Here is a 24,776-nt window from a genome sequence, read left to right as displayed (position 1 = left end):
AGCTTTTCTTGTATTTTAAACTAAACTTATTATTGTATCTTCTCTCAACTCTTCTTTTAACTTATTTTTTAAATTCTCAAGGAATATATCTAGGTCATCATCATTCTTTATAGCCTTTTCACCCTTAACCAATTCCCTCACACTAAGCACCTTAGCACTGTTTTCTATGCCAGATTTTTTAATAATTTTACTTATCCACTTTAACTTTAGCTTTTCTGCTAAGTTATACATGGATGAGATAACTGCAAAACTCTTTGATTGCTGAGTTTTGTTACTAAGGTTTTCAAAGTCTTTATTAATTTCATTTGCAAATTTATTATAGAAATCATGGCATTCTAAGTTTTCTATAATTTCATCTTTACAAATATTAATAAATTCTAGCGCTGGAATGCTTTCTTTATTAAGTAGTTCTACCATCTTATTATTATAGTTTTCTATCAGTAATGGTAGCTTTGGAATCCTACTATAGGGCTCTTTCATCCTTAAAATACTTTTTAGCTCCTCCACTATACCTTCTATTTCAGCATTATCTATAAATTCTTTATTTTCTTCATAGGAATTAATGGTATCTGTAGCATCATCAAAAATCATTCTCTGCTCTCCCCTTGTATTAAGGTCTATCATATTGTTTTCTTTTTTATAGAAAAATCCTTTAATATTATCAATATAATCTACATAATCTAGGAAATCTTCCTCTAAATCATAGAGATATTTAAAAAATTCTATGGCGTCTTCTATATTAAGTACGGCTTCAAATAACTTTTTTCCTAGAGCCACTACTTTTTCCCCTGGATAGCTTTTATTTAAAGTATAGCTAAGAATCATATCCTTAATCTTGGTTAGTTCTTCTTTACCTAACTCTTTAAAACAGTTCATGATGACCTCTTCATCACTAGGTATATAAGCTCCTCCAAAGAGTTCTTTAATTAGTTCCCTAGCCACGTCTATATATTTACTTGCTACCCGTTCTCTATTTTTTAATATAACCTTTTCTTCATACTCTCTTTTAACTAGATAATCTACTATATCCTTGCAATTGGAAGGCACTACTTCATTATCATATATAACCCTTATATATTGTTTTTTAAATAATTTAAGGATTATTCCTTGAATATCTAGCTCTTTCCATCCATAAGGTACATTTGAAAACTTAGTTAGTATGCTCTTCATTGTTATTTGAATATTTCTCATGGAGCTAGTTAATATATAGCTATTTACTTCCTCCAAGGCTAATTTATTAGACTCGGTATCCTCTATAATCCTTTGGCAAGTATCAGCCTCCACTATATGGTGTAGAACCCTACTATTATCAATAAACTCTTTAATGTAGTTAATTTTGTTATACCTTGAATCTATTAAGGCTCTTAAACCCTCATTGATTCTATCCACCACACCTTTTACCTTTATATCTAAAAGAGTACCACTTACATATATATCTGATTCCTTTAAAGCTTCTTCTATTAAGAACTTAGCTCTTTTTAATCTAACTTCTCTTTCTTTAATTTTTTTAATCTTAATATCCTCTATATCAATGGTTGAATTTATATTATCTTTAATCCTTAAGTAAGCATCTATTTTAAGTATATTTTCTATTTCCTCTAAGTAATTATCATGGTTTGACATATCTACTATCACATTATTTTCTCTATCGGATAATTCTTTAAGATGATTTTTGCTAACTCCTTCTACTAAATCATAATTAGCAGTTATAACCTTAATTCCTATATCGTTGATTTGAGGACCTCTTCCCCTCTGATCTATTATCTTATTAAAAGATAAGGCATACTTCTTAGAATAGGTAAACTTAGAACCTTCATATATATGATCAAAAATTATCTCCCCTATCCTTTGGGTAATCTCCCCACTATCAATTGTCATGTTTTTTATTTCTTTATTTACCTCTTGTTCATGGACAGTTAGAAATACATATTCATCCCCATTTTTCTCAACCAAAGTTTCTCTAATAAGTTTACTTAATGATTTCTGTAACTGCTCTTTAATCTCTTTCTTTGAAGATTCTATATTATCTACCAAAAGGGTAGATAAGTTCTCTATATTTGCATTTATTCCTTTAACATATTTTATAAGGAATAATAATTTGAGGACATTAATATCATAAATATTTAATCCTTCATTATTTTCAGCATAACTAATAACAGTTCTAATAGAGGGGTCTAAAAAAGTCTCTATAGTACTATAAAAAGCTGAGAATGGAACTAAGGTGCCTGTGTTATTATTCATATACTCCACTGCTACCTGTTGATATGCTCCTAGTAAACTTCTCTCTCCTTTAGATAAACTTATTCCAGCTACTCCATGGCTTCTTATGCCATTAAAGACAGCCTGTAATAAATTAAACTGATAAGGCACAAAGGGATAAACCTGTGCAAAATCATAATTGTCTTTATATAATTTCATATCCACTGTATCTGTAGTTAAAGTTAAAAGATTTCTTATAAGAGATTCTTTTTCCTCATATAGATCTTGTAGCTCCTCCCTTGCCTCAGGAGTTTTTCTTAGAATACGCTTCTTAATTACTTCATCTACACTAGCAGAAGATAAAGATAATCTAGTATTAAACCTCCCTTTAATCTTAGAAAAGTCATTACCTTTAGCCTTAGTGAACTCATCTAAATCCTCTTGAGATGTAACTATAACCCAGCATCTACCTTCACATTTGCTACCTAAATCCTCTACCACCGTCTGGAGATTTAGCATAAGCTGAGTATCCTCTCCTAGATATTGACCAATTTCATCTATTAAAAATACAACATGGTGATTCTTTCCCTTTAAATCACAATAATCCCTAATCCTAGAAGTAAACTTATCTATACTTAAAGAGTAATTTTCTTCACATCTTCTATACCAATTTCTAGCAGCTTCTTCACTCATCTTAGTAGCCTTTGATAAAGAGTCTATTATAGCATCCTCTTCGTAATAAAAATCTTCTCTAGCCTGAATCCAAGACTTACTAGATATATGATGAAACACTTCTTTAAAATCGTCATAAACCCCATCCTGAGTCATCTGTATTTCCATATCAGCAATCCATGGCATAGAACCACAAAAACCCTGCATTTCATTAAAGACTTTATTTAACACATTCACAATGGCATCCTTATGTCCTTTTTTAGCTAAGTTAGCTTTAGAATCTATATTGAAAAGAATAATATCTGTGGATAAGCCCTTTATAAGCTCAATATTCCTAAGGGTAGAATCTAGTATGTCTTTACTATAAAAATAATCTAGTGCATTTTTATTTTCTATGTTTTTATTAGCTAAAAGGTAGTATAAAATCTTTAAAAAATGAGATTTACCACTACCAAAAAATCCTGAAATCCATACCCCATTCCTATCAGTGCTATTTAATACGCCTCTGCTATAAGCCTTAAAAAACTCATCTAAATGCTTACTTAGCTCACCAGTAATCACATATTCTTCTAGCTCCTGTTTTATATTCTCTTGGTCACATTGACCTACCTTAATTACCCCTTTAATATCCCTATTAATTTTTTTTTCAAATAAATCCTTTAACTTTATGTTCATTACGTTCCCCCTGGTTACTATTAACTTATTCCTAAACCTCGGTTATATATAGGCTTCTTCACTTAAGCCTTATGTAAACTTGCTTTAATATTATATCATATTACAACTAGCTGTAGACATTTATTAAAAATTTATGATTTTCTTCGCACATTCCTAATTACAAACCCACTTTCAGGTAATGTAGGTATTCTTACTAAACTATAACTTAAATCTTGATCCGGAACTTCAAACTCAATCCTGTTAACAAGAAAATCAAGGCTTGCTTTCATTATTTCCACAGTGATATTCTCCCCTGGACAACGATGTCCTTTGGAAGGATCGCCCCCACCTTGTGGTATGAAATCAAATAAGTTACCTTCCCATCCCTTAAAACGCTCAGGGCAAAACTCATAGGGTTTATTCCAAATTCTAGAATCATGATTCGTGCCATATACATCAAGTAATACAAGTATTCCTTCTTTAAATTCACAATTGTTCCAATTGAAATCCTTTTTTACTATCCCCCCAAGGAAAGGTGTAAATGGATAGTAACGGCGAACTTCTTGTATGAACATTTCAAGATAACCACTATCACCTTTTAATAGCTTTTCTTTACATTCGGGGTGTTTATATAAAGCTAAAGCTGTAAAGGAAATAAAAGTTGAAATAGCAACAATTGGTCTTAGTACGTTTATAAGTTCTATTGCTGACATTTCATCACTAAGTTCTTTGCCATGAAGATCTTTATGAAAAGCCATTGCATAAAGTGCTGAATCTTCTTCTACCTTTAACTTGTGAGATCGTACATCTTTTATTATACCAATTATCCATTCCTCAGCTTTATTTCTTGCAATTCTCCCTTTCCAATGACGTGGTCCAACTGCTCCGAAGGCATCAATCATTGCACTAAAATCATCAGCTCTCTCTTTCACATCAGATTCTATTAGTGGAACTCCAGCCCACTGACATGCACACTTACATAAAATCTCTTTAGATTCTTCAAAAAGTATAACTTCTTCATAACTTTTCCATTTATCAATACTAGCTTCCCAATTCTCTAATACAAGTTTTGCAAGTTGCTTTCCATGTAGCGGTGTCATTAAGGACATGAAAAGTTGCTTTCTATGAAGATGTTCTTCTCCATCCATTGTTTGGATGGCATCTACTCCAAACAATGTTTTTTGAACACGCTTTGGTAATGCACCATTTTTTTGAAACAGCTCTTGGTCATAAAATATTTTTGCCCCTTCTTCTCCACTGATACAAATTACTTTTTTTCCTAATAGTCGAGTTTCAAATACATCAGTCTTATACTGGTCAATTTTGTTTTTAATAAACATATATCCTTCTTGTGATAGAGCTATAGAACTATCTATATTTTTATCTTGTTTAACATGTTCATTTATTGTCATCTACTATCTACCCCTTTCTATCCTACCTATATTTCCCACACTACCTTAAAATATTCATCACACTGAAGTTCAATGGATTTTTTATAAAAATTGCAAAGAGGCTTTCGCAAAATATATCACTAATCTTATATAAAATGTTGAGCATGTACTTTAATATTATTGTTAGCGAACGCCATTTGCAGGAGCATTAAATTTACTTAGGATTTATGAATGATAAAATCGTAAAGCAACACAACTTGTTTGAGTGAATACGAGTTGTTGTGTTGTAGATTTTAACTTGAATAAATCCTTTTAGTAAATCAATGCTTCGAAACGGCTGAGCGGCAATAATATAAGTACAAGCTCAACATTTACTTAGATTAGCTTATTTTGCGAAAACCTCTTTTATTTCTCATGATAAATTTTTAAATTTGTGGTTTTGATATACTACCTGATGAAATTGATTTAATTTCTGTTAAGATATTTATTTTTTATTTCTGGATTTACCTAAATATGCAGCCTTTACAGATTCATCATTTAAAAGCTCTCTTCCCATACCAGTTAGAGTTATACTTCCTGTTTCTATTACATATCCAATATCTGCAGTTTGTAAGGCTAGATTTGCATTTTGCTCTATTAGCAAAATTGTTACTCCTTTTTCATTAATCTCTTTAATGATTTTGAAGATATCTTGTACAATAATTGGTGCAAGTCCGAGGGACGGTTCATCCATCATGATTAATTTAGGTCTACTCATGAGGGCTCTTCCTACAGCTAGCATCTGCTGCTCACCACCAGATAAAGTTCCAGCCATCTGCCATGATCTCTCCTTAAGACGTGGAAACAACTGATAAATCCAAACTAGATCTTCCTCCAGGCTATCCTTACGCATATAACCACCAATTTTTAAGTTTTCTAACACTGTAAGATTTGGAAATACACCACGACCTTCTGGAACTAAGGTTATTCCCTTTGCTACAATCTCATCCGTTGATTTTCCGGCAAGATTTTCCCCATTAAAGGTAATTGTTCCCCCTTGGCTAGGAACTAGACCTACAATAGAACGAAGGATCGTACTCTTACCTGCACCGTTAGAGCCAATTAGCGTAACAATCTTCCCTTCTGGCACTGAAAGACTTATATTTTTTACTGCTTTAATTCCACCATAGGAGATATTTAAATTTTCAATAAGTAATAAATTATCATTCTTCATCTTCATGCACCCCCAAATAAGCATCAATTACCCTTTGATTACTTTGAATCTCACAAGGGGTTCCAGAGGCAATCATTTTACCGAAATCCAATACATATATACGGTCTGAAATATCCATAACTAAGTCCATATGATGTTCAATTGCAAAAACAGTTAAATTAAACTTTTCCTTAATATCCTTTATAAAATTAGTTAACTCATCAGTTTCTTGAGGATTCATCCCTGCAGCAGGCTCATCAAGTAACAATAAGGTTGGTTTTGTTGCTAAAGCACGGGCAATTTCAAGATGTCTTTGTTGTCCATAGGGTAGCGAACTAGCAATTTCATTCTTTAAATGAGCTAAATTAAGAATTTCTAATAGCTCCATAGTTTCTTTAACCATGGAACGCTCTTCTTTGTAATTTAAATGTAGTGTTGCAGAAATAAATCCAGCCTTTGATCTCATGTGTTTTGCAATTAGTACATTCTCAAAGACAGTAAGATTTTTAAATAGTCTAATATTTTGAAAGGTACGTGCCACTCCAAGGCCAGTAATCTTATCCGGCGTCTTCTCAATCGTTTTAGTATATTTACCTGAATTTTGTCCAGCATAAAGCTTTTTCATAGAGCCCTTAGGAAAATTTGAAATTATCATTTCATCCTTAAAACATACTGATCCGTTGGTAGGAGCATATACCCCTGTAATAACATTAAAAGCAGTGGTTTTTCCTGCACCATTAGGTCCAATAAGTGTAACTATTTCTCCTTCATTTACCTCTAATGATAGATTATCAACTGCTACCACACCACCGAACTGCATAGTAACATTTTCTAACCTTAATATAGTCTTACACATCCCCATCACCTCCTGAGGCCTTTACCTTAGAAAATTTTCCTCTAATTCTCCTAAAGAAATCCGCAATACCATCCCAAGAAAATTCTTTATTTCCCATAATTCCTTTACTATAGAACAGTACAATAGCCATTAAGAGTAAAGAGAATATAACCATTCTTAGACCTGGCCTAAAAATAGGAATATTTACACCCATTATAGCTAAAGGTTCATCAAAAAATCGAAGCCATTCTAAGCCTATAGTTACTAGGAATGAAGCAATAATAGTTCCTGTTACACTTCCCATACCTCCTAAAACTATAATAAGTAAGAAGTTATAGGTTAATGTGAAGTAAAACTGTTTAGGGTCAACGGTGGTTAGTAATGAAGCATATAATCCTCCAGCAATACCAGTAAAGAAGGCACCTACTGCAAAGGATAATGCTTTGTGTTTTGCTAGGTTAATACCCATGGCCTCCGCCGCAATTTCATCCTCGCGAATAGCTTTAAAAGCACGTCCATAAGAAGATTTTATTAGGAGTAACATCAAGGCAATACATACCAATGCAACTCCAAAAGGAACCCACATAGTTTTAATTGGAGGAATACGGTTAATACCTAAGGCACCATTAGTAATTGATTGGGTATTTGTAAATACTATTCTCACTATTTCTGAAAATCCCAAAGTTGCAATAGCTAAATAATCGCTCTTAAGACGAAGTACAGGCCATCCAATAATCAGTGCAACAATCATAGAAAATACCCCACCTAAAAGCAAAGCAACAGGGAATGAAAGTTCTATATTAACAAGCCAAGGTGCCATTGGTTTAATATAAAATATAGACTCTCTAAGCTCTACAGGCACCGTAAAGACTGCAACTGTAAAGGCACCAATTGCCATAAAGCCAGCCTGACCTAAAGAAAAGAGACCAGTAAATCCATTCACTAAGTTCATTGAAACACTGACTATAGCATAAATAATTGCTAGATTCAAAATACGTCTTACATAGGCATTACCAATTATTTTATTGTCCAGCAGAATAAGTATTACTATCACAGCTAAAATGAGTAAAACTGAATAAATTATTTTATGTTTTTTTTTCATATTATCACACCTTATCTGTAATCCTTTCTCCTAAAAGTCCAGTAGGTTTAACTAGTAACATAACAATCAATAAAATAAAAGCAAAAGCATCACGATATCCTGTCATATTAGGTAAAAAAGCAACTAATAAAGTTTCTCCCATACCTAATATCAATCCACCAAGGACAGCTCCAAAAATATTACCAATTCCACCTAAAACAGCTGCAACAAAGCACTTAAGACCAGGCATTACTCCCATTAATGGATATATTGAAGGATATTTAGAACCCCAAAAAATCGCACCTACTGAAGCTAGAAATGAACCAATAGCAAAGGTTATTGCAATTACCCAGTTAATTTTAACGCCCATAAGTCTAGCTGTTTCATAATCCTTTGAAACTGCACGCATTGCCATACCAACCTTAGTATGATTCACAAGGTATAAAAGACATATTAGCAAAACCACAGTAATCACAGGAGTTATGATAGATACAACTGGAAAGGAAACCTCTCCTACCTGAACAATATGAGTTAATATAGGTAGCTCTGGAAATCCCTTTGGAACCCCTGTGAAAAGATATGTTGCTAAGTTTTCTAATAAAAAGGAAACTCCTATTGCAGAAATCATTATAGACATACGAGGTGCATTTCTTAAAGGCTTATATGCAATACGCTCAGTAAACACACCCAAAAGTATGGTTAAAATGCAAACTATAGGAATAGAAACAAACCAAGGAAGGCTAAAATTTATCATAGTAAATATAAAAAGATAACCTGCCATCATAAAAATATCACCATGAGCAAAGTTTATAAGACGTAAAATACCATAAACCATAGTGTATCCAATGGCAATTAGTGCATACAAACTACCAATAGAAATACCATTGACAACATGTTGCATGAAAATGTTAAAACTCATAGTTGCAATCACATCCCTTCTTATTTTTAAAATGTGGAGCAAAGATGCTCCACAACTATTTATATCTACATTTAAAATTATTTTTCAACGGTAACTGTATCTAGATATACAAACTTACCATTTTTAACTGTTTTAATAACAGCTAAATTCTTTATAGCATCACCATTTTTATCAAAATTAATAGTTCCAGTAACACCTTCAAAATCCTTAGTCTCAGCTAGTGCTTTACGAATTGCATCACCATCAGTTGAGCCGGCTCTTTTTATAGCATCTAATAATACGATGTAAGCATCATATCCAAGGGCAGTAACTGCTGGAATAATTGAATCTTTATCATCCTGTTCCTTTTTAAAGCCTGTAACAAATTTTTTAGCTTCTGCAGTAGCAGCTGAATCATTCTCATCAAAGAAAGTAGATACTACAATACCCTCTGCATCCTCACCTGCTACATCAACGATTGCAGGATTTTCCCAAGTATCTCCACCCATGATTGGACACGTAATTCCAAGGGCACGAGCTTGTTTTATAATAAGTGGAGCTGTAGCTACTGAAGAAGGAGCGAATATTACATCAGGATTAGCAGATTTAATATTAGTCAATATTGAGTTAAAGTCTTGCTCATTTGTTTGAAATACACCTTCAGAAACAATAGCATCTTTATTGCCAGTTAATTCTACAAAGGAATTCTTGAAGAAATTTCCAAGACCTGTTGAATAGTCATCACCATTCTGAGTAATAACTGCAGCAGTTTTAGCACCATTTTTAATTGCATAGTTCGCCATAACTGTTCCTTGGAATGGATCTAGGAAACAAGCACGGAAATAGTAGTCATTACCTTGAGTTACCATAGGATTTGTACAAGAACATCCAACGGCAGGAATACCAGCATTTTTAATAATATCACCAGCAGCAATTGAAACTCCTGAACCATAAGAACCTATAATTGCAACAACATTTTCTTTTTCAATAAGACGAGTAACCGCTGTCGTTGCTTCACTTTTATCTGACTTATTGTCTACAACAACAAGCTCAACTTTTTTCCCAAGAACTTCTGAATAAATTTTGTTTGCATATTCAATACCATCCAGCTCTTGAGAGCCACCACCACCATTTTCTCCAGTTAGTGGCTCAAAAACACCAATTTTAATTACGTCACTATCATCTGCCTTATTGCTGCAACCAGGTAAAAAGCTTACCCCTAGAATCATAGCCAGAGTCAATGCAATTACACGTTTTTTCATTAATATCCCCTCCAATAAACAATTAAAGTAAAAATTTAAAAGACAGTAATTATAAGTACATAAATAAAACAATGAATAATATTTACATATTTACATATATATGATTGCAATATTAGAAATATTGCAACTATTTTAACTGATTAAATAGCTAAAGTATTTTATATAAAAATATATTATCAATGGATATTAAAAATAAATATAAAGCTACCCACCTATGAGATTTAGGTGGGTAGCTTTATATATTCTATTGATTTAACTCTTTTGAAATAGGAGTCTTCTTTCTATATTCCTTCGTAGCTAAAAATGGTAAATAAATAATACCAAAAATCACAAGTGAAATTATGACATCTTGCCCACTAATAACAACATTTGACCCATCTGCACCAAAAAGTACAAAACCAAGAGTATTATTTAAATAATGTATCATGGACACAGCCCAAATATTCTCCGTCTTAAGATATACATATCCAAAGAAAACAGAGTAACAGATGCAAACTATAAGCTGAGTAACTACGCTATAAAAAGATGTTTCTGGACTATAATAAAATAAATTTATTGGAAAATGCCAAAGTCCCCAAATTACTCCAAGTAAAAGTACTCCTCTTCTTTTACCAAACTTATTCTGAAGTACCGGTTGTAAGAAGTACCTCCATCCGTATTCCTCTCCAAAGAAAAGGAAGTAAGTAAGTAAAAAATTTAATGGTAAAAGCAGAAGTACTTTAAAAATAGTCGGATACTTAAGGTATGTAAAAAAACCATCAAGGGATCCACTTATAGCACAGGATATTAAATTTGCTAATAAGTAAAGTATAACAAAAAGAAGAATATAGAATAATGATTTCTTACCATTCTTTTTTATGCTAAGTCCAAATTCTGCTCTGGTTTTGCTATCTTCAACACCTAGCATAATAAGTCCCATGAAACTCCCGGCTGTAACTAATATTCCAGCCACAATCTCTGGTTCTCCATATCCAGTAAATGTCTGTATAGAAATTAAAATTACTGATACCATTGAGAAAATCAAAAACACTCCAAAGAACTTTTTAGGTGCCCTGGTTCTTATTTCCTTGTTACATAAGAATGCTAACATAACTCCCATGGATGGGTAATACATTTGTACAAGAGGAAATGCACCTACAGGCCCTTTAGAATATGCAAAAGCCATTAAAAATCCCATTAGTGCTGTTATTCCAAAACATACTATAAAGAATATAATAACATTACCTTTGCCACTGTGTTGCTTATCCAAATTTTCCATAAATACTCTCCTTATAATTATTGCTTAATTTGAATATGAACATTTATGTAATTTCATTATATAATTAAATGACTATACTAAAATATAATAAATAGAAAACATAGATATTCACATTATAATCATAACAAAATTGTTATATAAATACAAATTATAGAAAATGACGTTGACTTTAAGTAATATATCACAGTATTAAATTACCATAAAAATATATCTTGTATATGAAAGTAAAATATGATATTATAATCTCACAACAAAAAAATGATTAATTAATAAATAGTTAAATTTCTGGAATATGCGTTAAGCTCTTATTTTGAACCTACATTTAAAGTTAGGGAGTTCAATATTTAAATGAGGAAATGTACCTTCTTATGAGTCCTTTTTACGGCATTGAAGGCGATTGAGACATATGTGAGAACACCCACCTATCGAGGGATAGGCTTCAAAATTAGAGTACCGGTATTTTGGATTTCATTTAGACATTGTAAGCCAATGCTTAATAACGTTAAGCACTGGCTTTTATTTATGTTTATAATATAATTAAATCCTTAAGTTCAATTCGCATAATCTCTCACTATTATTCTATTGAAGTAATTATAATCTTTCAATTGGAAAGTATAGATATAATTCACCATTGTTCTCTTTAGGATTATAGTATTTGTTGCATAAAAAATTTACATTGTTAAACTTACCCACAATTCTATAACTCCATCAAGTTCTTTACTTAAATCATCTTTTTTGCAGTATAACTTATTAAGCTCCTCATAACCTAACTTATCATCAGTCATAGCTAAATCAATGTCATTTATTTCATTTTCAAGACCTTCAATGATTCTTTCAACTTTAGACTTTTCCAATTCCTTTTTTTTACTCTCATCAATATTTTTAGGTTTCTTAATTCTTTCAGGCTTTACCACAGGCTCTTTAATTTCATTCAGCTTAAGGTGCTCTTTTACATTTTTATAATAATCATAATTTCCAGGATAGCTTTTAAAACCATTGTCTTCAATGGCAATTACTCTTTCACTTATTTTATTAATAAAATATCTATCATGAGATATGAAGAATATAGTTCCGTTAAAGTCTTCTAGAGCTTCTTCAAAGTTTTCTATTGAGTCGATATCAAGATGATTAGTAGGCTCATCCAGTATCAATAAATTTACATCTTCATATAATAGCTTACCAAGCTTTAGCCTAATTCTTTCTCCTCCTGATAAATGCTTTACTTTTTTAAATACACTATTTCCATAAAACATGAATTTAGATAGGTATTCACGTGCTTTTCCTTCTAGTATTGAAATATCTTCTCTGAAGCACTCTAGTACAGTAAATTCCTCATTTTTAAAGGCGATTTTCTGTGGTAAATATGCCGCCATTACATTAGCACCTAATTCCACAACACCAGAATCTGGCTTTTCTTCATCTAAAAGCATTTTTAAGAAAGTAGTTTTACCACTACCATTTGGGCCAATTAACGCTGCTCTTTCACCGAAATTAATCAATAAATCTACATCTTTTAAAATGACCTTATCTTCAAAAGATTTAGAAAGTCCTTCAGCCTTAATTGTCTCATTACCAGATCTTTCACTTTCTCTAAAGTTAAGCTTCATATTCTTTCTTTCAAACTTCGGTTTTTCAGTTCTTACATATTGACCTCTGGTTCGATAATACTTATTACTTTCAGTATCACTACTTTTCATTTTATCAAGCTTTTTTTGTAGACTAGCAGCTCGTTTAAAGAATTTATTATTATCTACTCTAGCTGCCCAATCCCTTAACTCCTTTATAGAGTTCTGTACATTCTTAATCTCCTTTTGCTGCTCCTTATATTGATGAAATTGTTCAAGCATATTCTCTTCTTTTTGCTTTGCAAAATCAGAATAATTTCCTTTATACGTCTTACTTTCCATATCCTCTATTTCTATAATCTTTGTTACTACATTATCTAAAAAGTATCTGTCATGAGATACAATAATTACAATACCATTGTAGCTCTTAAGATAAGCTTCAAGCCATTCAATCGACTCCATATCTAGATGATTTGTAGGCTCGTCTAGTAGTAATATATCTAGGTTATCTATGAGCAGTTTACCAAGGACAACTGTAGTTTTTTCACCACCACTTAATAAATTAAATTCTTTATTTAAAAAGCTTTCATCTAATTTTAAGCCCGTACAAATCCTACTTAATTTTTCTTCTGTATTATATCCACCTTTAGCTTCATATAATTCAACCAATTGGCTATACTGCTTCAAAGCTTTTTCTAAATCATCAGCTTCTAAAAATTTCATTTTTTCTTCTAATTCACGCATTTTATTCTCTATGCTGTAAACTTCTTCAAACGCTAATTTTAGAACATCAATAACCTTTATCCCATCTTCATAGTTAGGGATTTGCTCAAGGTAAGCACAAGTAGCTTCTCTTGGCTTACGAATGAAGCCTTCATCATATCCTGGGCTTGTAGCTCCCGGATACCCAATACAATAATTCATTGGTAACACGCCCGCTATTAACTTAAGAATAGTACTCTTTCCACTTCCATTAACCCCTACTATACCAACTTTCTCTCCTGCATAAACTTGAAAGGTTATATTCTTAAGAACAAGAGTTGCATCCATATACTTTTTTACACCATCTAATGTTAATTCAAACATAAAAATTCCTTCTTTCATCCATAATTTAAATTATGCATTTCATGGATAGGCACAAAAATACTTTAACTATTATTATTTTTTAAGTGATTTTAAAAATAAAAAAGACTGTAAGAAGATGGTTTCTTCTCACAGTCGAAATATTCTAATACTATTATAATTTTTTTAAATTAGATATAAGTTGCAAACATATTATTATGCCGGTATATCTATTACATAATCCTTAAAGAGATCCTCATTTAATGGTTAAAAGAACTCTTTAAAGTATTATAAATTATAGTATTTTATTTCAATAAAGTAAGTTACCTTCTAAATGCCTCATTCCATAAAGAGCATAACAATAAAACCTAAATATAATTAGGCAAATTAAAACTCATTATAAAATATATATTAATTTATAATTGAAAATTAATATTAGCAAATAGCCGGTGTCATAACTTACTTCCTCCCCTCAGTGTTTTTTTTAATTATACCATTTTTAATATTTTATGTAAATACATTTAAATAATGTATTACATTAATTTTAAAATCTAGTAATTAAAGAGCTATACTATCACCTTTTGTACATTTACATATATATCATTACAATCTTCTAAAAGTAATGAACATATATATCTATCGACTAGTTTTCCCTTATTTTTAACGCTTTTTCTCATTAATCCTTCTATTTGAAATCCTAAATTCGTTAATAAAGCTAAAGATCCTGTATTCTCTTTTTGTAAAGTTGCATATATTCTAACTAAATTTAGCTTCTGAAATGCATATCTAATAAGCATTTGTGTAGCTTCTTTGGCATAACCCTTATTCCAGAATTTTTTTCTTATCCAATATCCAATTTCACCATTTTCATATTGATAATTTATATTACTTAAGGAAACAACTCCTATAAATTCATCTGTACTTCTATTAAAAATACCGAGTTCAATGCAAGAATCATCTGTTATAGACTTTAAGTATTTTATATAGCTTTCAGCATCTTCTAAAGTATATGGATATGGAACTTCATGCATATATTTTGTTTGCTCAAAATCATTTATGTTTTCTTGAAGGATCTTTGCATCAACTTTGGCTGTAAGTGTTTCCAAATAAATTCTTTTACCATTTAACAAAAGCTTTCTCACAATAACTACTCCTTTTTAACTTATATATCGTTATATCAAATTACAACTTTACCTAATTATAACTCAATATATAAAAAATACAACAACTAAACATGGATTCTTTACTGGAATACTTTGTAATAAATATTGCAATTATAATATAATGTTATATATAGCATATTTATCGAATTTAAAAATGGGGTGTATAAATGAAATCTTCTACAAAGGACCGAATTAAATTATCAGTAATAGCATTTTTCTTTTTATTAGTACTATTATCAATTGGATATACTATTTGGGGTAATCCACCAATAACAGGGATGTATACTGGAATGGTTAAAATTGTAAGCATTGACAATACAGAAGATATAAATAGGTATAAAAAATATAAGACACCTTATGCATATAAACTAAATGAAAATGACAAATTCTTACTGAAATATATTACCTATGATATTAACCAGTCCATTAATACCACATTAACATTAACAAATGAACAATATAATGAATTGGTAGAGGGTGAGTATTATTGGTTTAAAATAAAACTTTCTAAACCAAATGATATGAATAATGGAATTATAAAATCAATTTATACAGAAAGTCCTACCCAAAAATAAATCAATAAAAAAATCCTATACAATATCTTAAATCGCATAAGGATACTAAATTTAAAACTATAAAAACTTGCCACCATATTAATCTTATGGTGGCAAATTATATTTTTACTTATATCTAAATAAATTAAATCACAAAACATTATTATACATAATATCTAATACAGAATATTACTTCCTTTTATTTGCGGAACCATCATTTAGAATATCTTGATATTTGATTCCACGAGTTAGCTGAGGTGGTGGACAGCTAATGCCAGTGAAGGAAACTAAATCAATTTCCATGGTAGAACTAGCCGGAACGCTAAAGAGTATTCTTGCTGCAGTTGCTTCCGGTGGTGCAGGCTCAGTGACACTAGCAAATAAAGTCCATATGTGAGTTGATTGACCAGCTGACCCCTGCTTGAAAAATGCAAATTTAGGAATTACAATATTGGTACCTAGTCCAATCTCCCTCTTTTCAGAGTTAAGCCAGATTACTTCAGCCAATGCATCAGAATCTATTTGTCCCTGAGCACCAAAGGTTAACAGGTAACAGTACTCTGTCCATTCAATATTGACATCTTGGAATATAAATGATGAGCCACCTGCTCTTGCATGCAATTCACCCTCAAATTCATCTCCACTAGTTGTGGATATTACATTTTCAGAGGTCCAATTGTTTAAGTCATCTTCAAAGCTTGGGTTTAGTATCAAATTAGGTGTTTTTACCATAGTTAGAATAACGTTATCTACAAGGGTTAATATATTAGGGTCAGTTCCCTCAAAGGAAATACGAGCTATGGTTGCACCTGCCAGAGCTTCTATATTTGTAGCTATCGCATAGGTTTTCCATCCTCTTTGATTCAAAGTATTTGCTGGAATCAGCAGATTTAGTCCTAATCCAAGAGAACCAACACCATTACGGTAATCTACTTTTACCAATAAATCAGAGCCAACAGTTCCTCTGCGTGCAGCAAAACTCAATAGATAGGAAGAGTTCTCTGGCAAGTTACTTATTGGAACATCCTGATAAATAATTCCTATTCCGCCGCTGTTTAGAACTGCATTAATTGTTCCTTTATATGATAGTGATCCGCTAGCACTTGAATTAGTGCTTGTCCAGTCAAATAACCTCTCCTGAAAACCTGGATTCGTTATAAGGTTAATATCCTCCATAGGTGCCAAAATAATATTGTCTATTATAATAGGATTGTTTCCAGTAAATAAAGCTGCTTTACTGAATTGAAGTCTAGCTCTTACTGCATTAGTTGGTGGTCGGTCAGTGACCTCAACATAGGTTAATCTATTGTCATTATCAACTAGCATAGTAGTTGGAATTAACAACCTTAGCCCTGTTCCTATAGGATTGCCTAGACCATTCTGCCAGATAACTTCAACTACAAGATTACCTCGTTCAGGTCTTATTAACTTATCATACAAAGAGAGGGCTGAAAAGCTTAATAATAATGGTCTGTTTCCTGCTTCTCGGAGCATAATATCTTGATAAAGGCTTGAAATTCCTGTATTCATTAAAGCCGCCTGCGTACCTTCAAAGGCTAAACGGCTTTCTAAACTGACATTATTGAAGCCCCATCCACCTAAACCAACTTCAAAACTGGGATTTTGTAATAAATTACACATAGAAATCCTCCTTTAAAAGATTACTCTATATTATATATATGTGCAATTTAAGAATATGCTCTATGTTTAGGCTATATTAGCTTACTTTGTGATAAATATCATATAAAAATAACTGTACCTTAGCAATTTCAATGTTTTAGCTACAAGATACAGTTATTTTTAAATTTTATATAGATGAGTTTGTGATATATTAAAATCTCGAACTTATATATATTATATTATTCATTCCATATTCACACTTAATTTAGAATATTTATGTAACTTTTATTTTTCGAATGTATTTCTATTACTTTAATACACAAATTTTACATAGTTTTTCAAGTCTTATTATATTCTTGTAATTTAAAACGTATCACTTAATTGTGATACGTTTGCCGTAACTTGCACTACTAATCAAAATTAGCATCCTTACTTGTGAGATAGTCACTGTTATTTATCCTAATTAACTAAGCTTCATTCTTTTGAGCTATTTTTTCTGTCGTTCTTTGGTCTATTTCTTTCTTCAGCTCTTTTAAATAAGGAGAGAATTCCACCTTATCCGCACCATAAGTAAACTGTAAGTCATATTCTAGCGGAATCCAAGTACTAATATCCGCCTCGTTATGCTGAATGACTGCTTCTAAATTATCTAATGCTTTGTAAAGCTTCGCTTCATCAGTCTTACGTTCATTCATTTCCTTTAAAAGTTCTGTGAATTCCTCACGATAAGGAGTATGGAAAGTTGCAATCCATTGGGAAAATATCTCATCCTCTTTTTCACTATCTTCCTCTCTCTTCTCAAAAGTAGGAATATCACCAGTAAAGGCTTCACCTAAATCATGAATCAAACACATACGAATCACCTTGTCCATATCAATCTCTGGAAATTCATCACGCATTAATAATGCCATTAATGCAATACGCCAGCTATGTTCTGCTACACTTTCATGGCGTCCACTCGATGTCCATGAGTGCCTAGTATTGCATTTTAGTTTTTCTGCTACTGTTAATATTTCTAGAAATGCTGCTGTATTCATACGAAGTTCCCCCTAGAATTTTTATTTATAAAATATTATAGCAGATATATATAAATAAGACCATGTCCATTTGGCTAATACATAGTTGACATCCGTACTTGATATTTGGGATACTCATAGCCTTCTTTTAATACAGTGTTGAAATAATATACACTTCTTCCCGATAAATAATAAGTCTATACGCCCATATAAGAAATGAAACTTTCAATCCCACTATTGTATATTTTTTCAACTTCATCTAAATGACTTGCCAAAAAGAGTTTACCGCTTATAGACGCAAATTTATTCCAATAAGAACCGCTATCAGCTTGTTCAAGTAAAGTCTTTTGTCTTTGGAAGTCTGTTTCTTTCATAGCTTCCCTTAATTTTATTAATGAATTATTATAGTATTTATTAAAGGTAGAAAAATCAAATTCCTGTATAGTATCCTTAAAGGCTAATAAATGCGCAAAGCTCTCATCAAAAGTAATATATTTAAGTAGTTCAATAAAATCATTAGATATTGGAGTAGGATATTGTTTATGTAGACATACGTGTGAAGTTTCATGTGTAATTAATTGTCTTATCAATAATTCAACATCATATCCTTGTATTTTATAATCACAAAAACGTATCAAGTCAAATATAATATATTCTTTTCCATCATATTTTCTTACCATAGCATCATATGGATTGGGGCATCCTACTATTAGTAAAACATTTATATCATTTATTATTGAGTTCCACTCTGGATACAAGGATGAATAGATATTTTTATTTAGAGGAATAAACTGCGAAAGTGCACTTTTTATACTGACTAATATGCTATTTACATCATCTTTCTTCTCAGTATTAGGAACCTCAAACAAGTATTTTCCTTCTTCAATATTTTTGAATACCCAATGGCTATTTATTGTATTTTCCTCTTCACCATTTAAGTATTTCAATACTACACTATCATCAACTAACATATACAAACCTCCATAAATCAACGTTTTCAACATTACAAACTTATTATAACATAATTACTATTAAATGTATGTTTATATAAATTAAATATGGATATGAGATCTATAATGTATTAGCCTATTGTCTATAGGAACATAAGCGTTATTATACTAAAAATAATATAGTTCACCTTATTACTACTTTCTTTTATTACTAAACCATTCAATTGTTGCTTTTTCCACCTCTTTTGGAAGCTTTTTATTATATACCTCATCATATAGCCATGCCAATGTCTTATTACTTAAATATTTTTTCATTTCATCTTCTGCTTCTAACATTACAACTTTTATTAAACAAGGACATTTGGTATATGTATCTGGTAAATTATCTTTATCTAATAATATATTTTTTTGTCTAATTTCTGCGCATTGAAAAAATGATTCAGTTCCTTCTACTGCTTCAACAACATCCCAAAATGTTATTTCTTCTGTACTACGAGCTAGTGCATAGCCACCTTTCACACCTGGTATAGATTTTACAATTCCTGACTTACTTAACTTTGCATATACTTTTGATAAATAAGTTTCCGAGATACCTTGAAATGCCGCTAAATCCTTTATCCCCACAGATTTACCTTCTTCTGAGTTTACCATATATAATAAGCAATGTATTGCATATTCTACTCCTACTGAAAATTTCATTTTTCATACTCCTTTGATATATATAGTCTTTTATTAATAATATCCTATTATTTATTCTTCTTCAAGATAATCATGCCGCATTAAATATATGCTCTCTTATAAAATATCTCCATTGACAAAAGGGAAAAAAAATTATATTCTTATTAAAGACACATATTGTCGACGATAACTATTATCCACAATTCAAAAGAAAGAAGGAATGTGAAATGTTTACAGAAAAATTTTTCGAGGTACTAAATCATGAAGGAGTAGTTTCTATTGTTACTTGCGCAAATAATACAGCTCATGTCGCTAATACATGGAACAGTTATTTAATTGTTGTAGAAGAAAATAAAATCTTAATTCCTGCAGCTGCTATGATTAAAACAGAAGAAAATATTAATGATAATCCTAAAGTTAAATTGACTCTTGGTAGTAAGGAAGTAATGGGCTACAAATATATGGGAACTGGATTTTTACTTGAAGGAACTGCCAAATTTCTAAAAGATGGAGATAACTTTAAGATGATGAAAGAAAAATGCCCATTCCTTACAAGAACATTAGAAGTTACAGTTACCTCATGCAAACAAACACTATAAAGAATATTAAACTCAGGCAGAGAAACTATGCAAAGAAAAATCAAGGCCTAGAACTAGTTCTAGACCTTATTTTTTTATATAACTTTACATCCTCTTTCTAACTTTTAATTAAAAAATAAGAAAAATGTTCCATACAAAATATTATCTAATTAATTTAAAGTGGACCTCTACCAAAACTAAATGCTACCTGGGCTGTCCAATGAGCAATAGTTAACTATTGGCATTCTTCACCAAATAAAAATTAGTGTTTTACACTCTTTTCATAATAAATGCTACCCTCTGTTTGTCCAATTTTCTTATATCCCATTTTTTCGTATAAATATTGATTTCTAACACTACAAAGTAATGTTGACAGTGACCATATTTCTACATTCGGATGTAGTTTTTCCATAAGTTCCATTGCTTTTCTTCCATACCCCTCATTTTGGTATTCAGGAAGTATACAAAAATCCTGTAATTCAAAATGGTTAGGTCTGTTATCAGTTTCATGATCTAACCAAAATGTTCCGATTATTGTTTCATCCAACATTATCTTATAAAGAGGATATTTACTTATACACCATGAAACAAAATTTACATCTCCAATGTATTTCAAATATTCTCCTTTACTTTCACCAAATCTAATATCTTCATCTGTATAAGCAAGTCTTCTAACCTCAATGATATTATCAGCATCTTCAATTTTAACCTTTTCAAGATGTAACATAAATTAACCTCCAACATTTTGTATTTTTCATTTTCAGATATACTTAATTTCACTTTCAAAATAGGAAAACCTCTGAAATCCAAATGACCGCAACAACTAGTTTAATATTTATATATTTCTATAGTTAAATAGGTTCATATTTTTATATTTAAATAGTTCTCTATATACATTTTTCCCTATATAAATAGTTAAATATATACCTATATATTTAAACTAGATAAAAGTATAATTTTTTTTATTTCAATCTCTCCCTTGACCTATAAACAATATAAGAAAACTACAAAGCATACCTATTTCAGATTAAGCACTTAAAATATATTTAAGCGTGTCCGTTAAATCGTCTGTATCAACTACATACATTGCTCTCTTTTTAACTTTTGGTGAGCTGTTTATGGCGATAGACTTTCCGCAGTATTGAAAAATTGGAATATCTGTTAACCCATCTCCTACAGCAATGCATTCTTCGGGTTTAATACTATTGCTACTACAAAAATCTTGTAAACACTCAATTTTTTGTTCCGCCCCAATGTAATTAAGAATTTTTCCAGTAAATACTCCTTCAACCACTTCATAATCACTACCATAATAATCGTCAAATCCCCAAATATCACATACAACTTTGGCTACTTGTTTTGGACCGACAGTAATAACAATGCATTTAATATTTTGTTCATGTAATGCTTCAACTACACTCTTGATATTTTTTAAAGGTTTTGCAATTTCCAAAAAAGATTGAGCGATTTTACGTTCTTCAAGACCTAAAAGTAATTCTGATCTAAGGTAGTCTGCTGATATATAGTCAAGCAGTCCTTTTTCTTCCTGTTCTTGAATGAGAGAGTGCTCTTTTTCTTTCCCATTTAAAATGCATGGCAACATAACGGAATGAATTTCTCTAATCAGAGTATCATCCAAGTCAAAGCAAGCAAGTTTCAATTTAGTTATTTCTTCAGCACCTTTGTAATCTACTGAAATTCTCATTTAAATCACCTTCTAAAACATTTATATTATTTAACTATATCGTACTATACAGTTAACTTTGCTTATAATTATTATGATATTCTCGCTCCAGAATACTAAAATAGAATTGGTCGATCCACTTACCTCGACATAGATACTCTTCCCTAAATACACCTTGCTTTGACATTCCTACTTTTTGCATTAAAGATGCAGATTTTTTATTATCACAATGGCACATACCTAATACCTTATGGGCATTCAATTCGTTAAATGCAAAGGAGATTAAGAGCTTTACACTCTCTAAACAATATCCATTACCTTGAAACTCTGGCAAGATAACATATCCAATTTCCCAGCTTTTACGTGTGGAAATACATTCCCATATATAAACTACTCCCATCTGCGCCCCATCTGAACTGCGTTTAACAATAAAATCAAAAACATCATTCTCTTCAATTCTCTTAATAAACTTCTTTCCGATACATTCTTTGTCAGTCTCAACATGTTCTTCATAACACCATAATTCTGTATCACTTTCTTCATCACATATAAACTCTATATGTTCTTTTGTCACAGGCACAAGTTCAATATCTTTACCTTTTAATAGGTGATGAATTTGCTTTTTAATATTTACGTTCCCCATCTTTATCCCCACTTTCATATTATAAATAACCTTAGCACATAAATTTGTACACTGGGTATTTAAATTTAATTTTATTAACCATATTATAACATATTTTCCAAGACAGTATTATTCAGTTTTCAAAGAACATTTATATAAGAATATATGGTTGTCCTACACCTTTGGTTATTTCATTATTAACTTGCATTGCAAACAAAAAAATACCGCATATTCAAGTTGAATAACACGGTATTATAAGAGATTATTTAATTTATAGTTGTTGCATATAAACAACTATAATTCCTTTATCTTTTATAGATGATTTTGTTGGTTTCGATCTCTTTGGATTTGATACTTTGCAAAATTATTATCGGGGTCTAAATCATATGAGTTTGTTTTTTGTGGTCTAATCTTACTAAGTAAATACATACTTAATATTAATATACCTAACACACCTAAGAGTCTCATATTATTACCTCCTTTTAAAAATCATATCAAAAATAAAATTTTAATGTAAGTGCTAAAGAGTTGGCCACATTTTCTGTAAAATCAGTTTGACTTTATAAGAAAAGTCTTCGCTATATAAATTATTTTTCCTCTGACAAGTGTACTAATAATATGTGTCTACTTTTCCCAAAGAAGAACTGCATTTGAAGAATTCTTTAGAAATTCTTTATTTGATATCATCTCAATGTCTGAGTAATCGAAATAATATACTGCGGAGATATCTTTTTTTACTTCTACCAAACCTTCACCGTTATCATAATCAAAAAACGAACTATTGTTTATTGTATACTTATTTTCTTTATCCTTACTAGGCTTAGAAAAATATTTTGTCCATATAGAATCTGTGTAATAAACATATATAACATCTTGTTTTTTACCATCTTTTTCAACTGTTTTGGTATATGAGCAATGGTAATCATCCCCATTAAATGTGACTTCAAGCATTCCGTTATTTCCCATTTCTACACTCACTAGTCCATCTTCGTAGGGAATCGGTATCTCGTAATGAAAGATAAGTGAATATACTCCTAATGATATAGCGATTGCACATATAACTGAAATAGCTGATATTATAACATTTTTTCTGAACAACCTCTTTTTTATTCCTTTTAGAATATCAGATTTTGCTTGTTCTGCTGCTTTCTCGGCATTAGTTTCAATGAAATCACTATCCATACTATCAAGATATTTTTTACAGGTATCACACTCCAGTAAATGTTCCTCGACAGTGGTACGACTTTCGTTGCTGCAAACATCATCGTGGTAGAGTGGTAGTAAATCTTTAACTATTTCACATGGAATTTTCATTTTAACCCCTCCTTGAGTTTAATCTTTGCACGATAAAATGTGACTCTTGCCCAACTTTCAGTTTTCCCAAAAAGCTCAGCAATTTGTAAAAAAGGTAATTCACCAAATACTCGTAAAGTGAAAACCTCTTTATATGGTTCCTTTAAAAAGTGAAGTGTTTTATGTATTTCCCACACTGTTTCACTATTTATTAGCTTTTGCTCAATACATTCACCGTCATTTTCTTCATGTGATTCATCTGTAATATGTTTATTTTTTTCGCATATAGAAAAATAAGTGTTTTTTGTTATTTGGCACAGCCAAACTCGTATTTTACATTCTCCTTTAAACTTGTCTATACTTTTCAAAGCTTTAAAAAACGTTTCTTGAGTTATTTCTTCTGCCAAAGCTTCATTACGGCATAGCGACAGGGCATATTTAAAGACATCAGCAAAATATTGAGAGTATAAAACTTCAAAATCAGTCACAGTTTCACCTCGCTTTCATACATAAGACTCTTGAAACTAAATATCGTTACAATCTTTTTTA

22 protein-coding genes and 1 other RNA gene are annotated in these 24,776 nt (G+C 31.0%); 3 read left to right on the top strand and 20 right to left on the bottom strand.

The features are described from left to right. Positions 1-15: 15 nt before the first annotated feature. From brxC to ABDZ93_RS01425, 8 genes are all read right to left on the bottom strand, one after another. Positions 16-3,546 (bottom strand): BREX system P-loop protein BrxC, encoded by a 3,531-nt coding sequence (gene brxC, locus ABDZ93_RS01460; protein ID WP_343822964.1) that lies wholly within the window; start codon positions 3,544-3,546, stop codon positions 16-18. Between the two features lie 131 nt (positions 3,547-3,677). Next, complete coding sequence (cypC, locus tag ABDZ93_RS01455; protein ID WP_343822962.1) at positions 3,678-4,937, bottom strand: CYP152 family fatty-acid peroxygenase CypC; 1,260 nt, start codon at positions 4,935-4,937, stop codon at positions 3,678-3,680. A 463-nt stretch (positions 4,938-5,400) separates the two neighbouring features. Then, positions 5,401-6,129 carry an ABC transporter ATP-binding protein gene (locus ABDZ93_RS01450; RefSeq protein ID WP_343822961.1) on the bottom strand — a complete coding sequence of 243 codons (729 nt, stop codon included), beginning with the start codon at positions 6,127-6,129 and terminating at the stop codon, positions 5,401-5,403. Beyond that, positions 6,119-6,964: an ABC transporter ATP-binding protein gene (locus tag ABDZ93_RS01445; RefSeq protein ID WP_343822959.1), complete on the bottom strand. Its 846-nt coding sequence runs from the start codon at positions 6,962-6,964 to the stop codon at positions 6,119-6,121. Before ABDZ93_RS01445 ends, ABDZ93_RS01450 begins: the two co-directional genes overlap by 11 nt. Next, positions 6,957-8,045 (bottom strand): branched-chain amino acid ABC transporter permease, encoded by a 1,089-nt coding sequence (locus ABDZ93_RS01440; protein WP_343822957.1) that lies wholly within the window; start codon positions 8,043-8,045, stop codon positions 6,957-6,959. The genes ABDZ93_RS01445 and ABDZ93_RS01440 overlap by 8 nt, the downstream gene beginning before the upstream one ends. A 4-nt stretch (positions 8,046-8,049) precedes the next feature. Beyond that, positions 8,050-8,943 carry a branched-chain amino acid ABC transporter permease gene (locus ABDZ93_RS01435; protein ID WP_343822954.1) on the bottom strand — a complete coding sequence of 298 codons (894 nt, stop codon included), beginning with the start codon at positions 8,941-8,943 and terminating at the stop codon, positions 8,050-8,052. Positions 8,944-9,020: 77 nt separating this feature from the next. Further along, the gene (locus ABDZ93_RS01430; RefSeq protein WP_343822952.1) at positions 9,021-10,184 is read right to left on the bottom strand and encodes an ABC transporter substrate-binding protein; all 1,164 of its coding nucleotides are present in this window, start codon (positions 10,182-10,184) and stop codon (positions 9,021-9,023) included. A 244-nt stretch (positions 10,185-10,428) separates the two neighbouring features. Then, complete coding sequence (locus tag ABDZ93_RS01425; protein ID WP_343822951.1) at positions 10,429-11,442, bottom strand: CPBP family intramembrane glutamic endopeptidase; 1,014 nt, start codon at positions 11,440-11,442, stop codon at positions 10,429-10,431. 279 nt (positions 11,443-11,721) lie between these two features. On the opposite strand from ABDZ93_RS01425, the gene ssrS reads away from it, so the two are divergent. Continuing rightward, positions 11,722-11,914: non-coding RNA, 6S RNA (gene ssrS / locus ABDZ93_RS01420), on the top strand. A 199-nt stretch (positions 11,915-12,113) separates the two neighbouring features. Here ssrS and abc-f read toward each other — a convergent pair. Next, positions 12,114-14,093, bottom strand: a complete 1,980-nt coding sequence (gene abc-f / locus ABDZ93_RS01415) for a ribosomal protection-like ABC-F family protein (protein WP_343822950.1) — start codon at positions 14,091-14,093, stop codon at positions 12,114-12,116. Between the two features lie 542 nt (positions 14,094-14,635). Next, a complete protein-coding gene (locus ABDZ93_RS01410; RefSeq protein ID WP_343822948.1) occupies positions 14,636-15,211 on the bottom strand; it encodes a GNAT family N-acetyltransferase in 576 nt (191 codons plus the stop codon). A gap of 188 nt (positions 15,212-15,399) precedes the next feature. Between ABDZ93_RS01410 and ABDZ93_RS01405 the strand changes: the two genes are divergently transcribed. Next, entirely contained in the window at positions 15,400-15,807 is a 408-nt protein-coding gene (locus ABDZ93_RS01405) for a hypothetical protein (protein ID WP_343822946.1), read from the top strand. Positions 15,808-15,975: 168 nt separating this feature from the next. Here the strand turns inward: ABDZ93_RS01405 and ABDZ93_RS01400 are convergent, their stop codons facing one another. The 4 genes from ABDZ93_RS01400 to ABDZ93_RS01385 form a co-directional block, all read right to left on the bottom strand. Then, positions 15,976-17,427, bottom strand: a complete 1,452-nt coding sequence (locus ABDZ93_RS01400) for a hypothetical protein (RefSeq protein WP_343822945.1) — start codon at positions 17,425-17,427, stop codon at positions 15,976-15,978. A gap of 446 nt (positions 17,428-17,873) precedes the next feature. Beyond that, positions 17,874-18,443: an HD domain-containing protein gene (locus ABDZ93_RS01395; RefSeq protein WP_343822943.1), complete on the bottom strand. Its 570-nt coding sequence runs from the start codon at positions 18,441-18,443 to the stop codon at positions 17,874-17,876. Between the two features lie 176 nt (positions 18,444-18,619). After that, the gene (locus ABDZ93_RS01390) at positions 18,620-19,393 is read right to left on the bottom strand and encodes a hypothetical protein (protein ID WP_343822941.1); all 774 of its coding nucleotides are present in this window, start codon (positions 19,391-19,393) and stop codon (positions 18,620-18,622) included. A 174-nt stretch (positions 19,394-19,567) separates the two neighbouring features. Continuing rightward, on the bottom strand, positions 19,568-20,071 hold the full coding sequence (locus ABDZ93_RS01385) for an RrF2 family transcriptional regulator (protein WP_343822939.1): 504 nt from the start codon (positions 20,069-20,071) through the stop codon (positions 19,568-19,570). Positions 20,072-20,277: 206 nt separating this feature from the next. Here ABDZ93_RS01385 and ABDZ93_RS01380 point away from each other — a divergent pair, with 206 nt between their 5' ends. Then, positions 20,278-20,649, top strand: a complete 372-nt coding sequence (locus ABDZ93_RS01380; protein WP_343822937.1) for a pyridoxamine 5'-phosphate oxidase family protein — start codon at positions 20,278-20,280, stop codon at positions 20,647-20,649. Positions 20,650-20,890: 241 nt separating this feature from the next. Here ABDZ93_RS01380 and ABDZ93_RS01375 read toward each other — a convergent pair whose 3' ends face one another. The 6 genes from ABDZ93_RS01375 to ABDZ93_RS01350 all read right to left on the bottom strand — a co-directional run bounded on the left by ABDZ93_RS01375 (position 20,891) and on the right by ABDZ93_RS01350 (position 24,715). Then, a complete protein-coding gene (locus ABDZ93_RS01375; RefSeq protein ID WP_343822935.1) occupies positions 20,891-21,355 on the bottom strand; it encodes a GNAT family N-acetyltransferase in 465 nt (154 codons plus the stop codon). A 300-nt stretch (positions 21,356-21,655) separates the two neighbouring features. Then, positions 21,656-22,333 carry an HAD family hydrolase gene (locus ABDZ93_RS01370; RefSeq protein ID WP_343822933.1) on the bottom strand — a complete coding sequence of 226 codons (678 nt, stop codon included), beginning with the start codon at positions 22,331-22,333 and terminating at the stop codon, positions 21,656-21,658. A gap of 52 nt (positions 22,334-22,385) precedes the next feature. Further along, entirely contained in the window at positions 22,386-22,955 is a 570-nt protein-coding gene (locus ABDZ93_RS01365) for a GNAT family N-acetyltransferase (RefSeq protein ID WP_343822931.1), read from the bottom strand. A 291-nt stretch (positions 22,956-23,246) separates the two neighbouring features. Continuing rightward, positions 23,247-23,402, bottom strand: coding sequence for a hypothetical protein (locus ABDZ93_RS01360; protein WP_343822929.1), 156 nt, complete (start codon positions 23,400-23,402; stop codon positions 23,247-23,249). 156 nt (positions 23,403-23,558) lie between these two features. Further along, positions 23,559-24,248, bottom strand: coding sequence for a zf-HC2 domain-containing protein (locus ABDZ93_RS01355; RefSeq protein WP_343822927.1), 690 nt, complete (start codon positions 24,246-24,248; stop codon positions 23,559-23,561). Further along, positions 24,245-24,715, bottom strand: coding sequence for an RNA polymerase sigma factor (locus tag ABDZ93_RS01350; protein WP_343822925.1), 471 nt, complete (start codon positions 24,713-24,715; stop codon positions 24,245-24,247). Before ABDZ93_RS01350 ends, ABDZ93_RS01355 begins: the two co-directional genes overlap by 4 nt. Positions 24,716-24,776 lie beyond the last annotated feature (61 nt).

Origin of the sequence: Clostridium subterminale, assembly GCF_039521425.1 — a bacterium.
GTDB lineage: Bacteria > Bacillota > Clostridia > Clostridiales > Clostridiaceae > Clostridium_J > Clostridium_J subterminale.
Note: the sequence above shows the minus strand (reverse complement) of the source record. Positions and strands in the feature narration are given on the sequence as shown.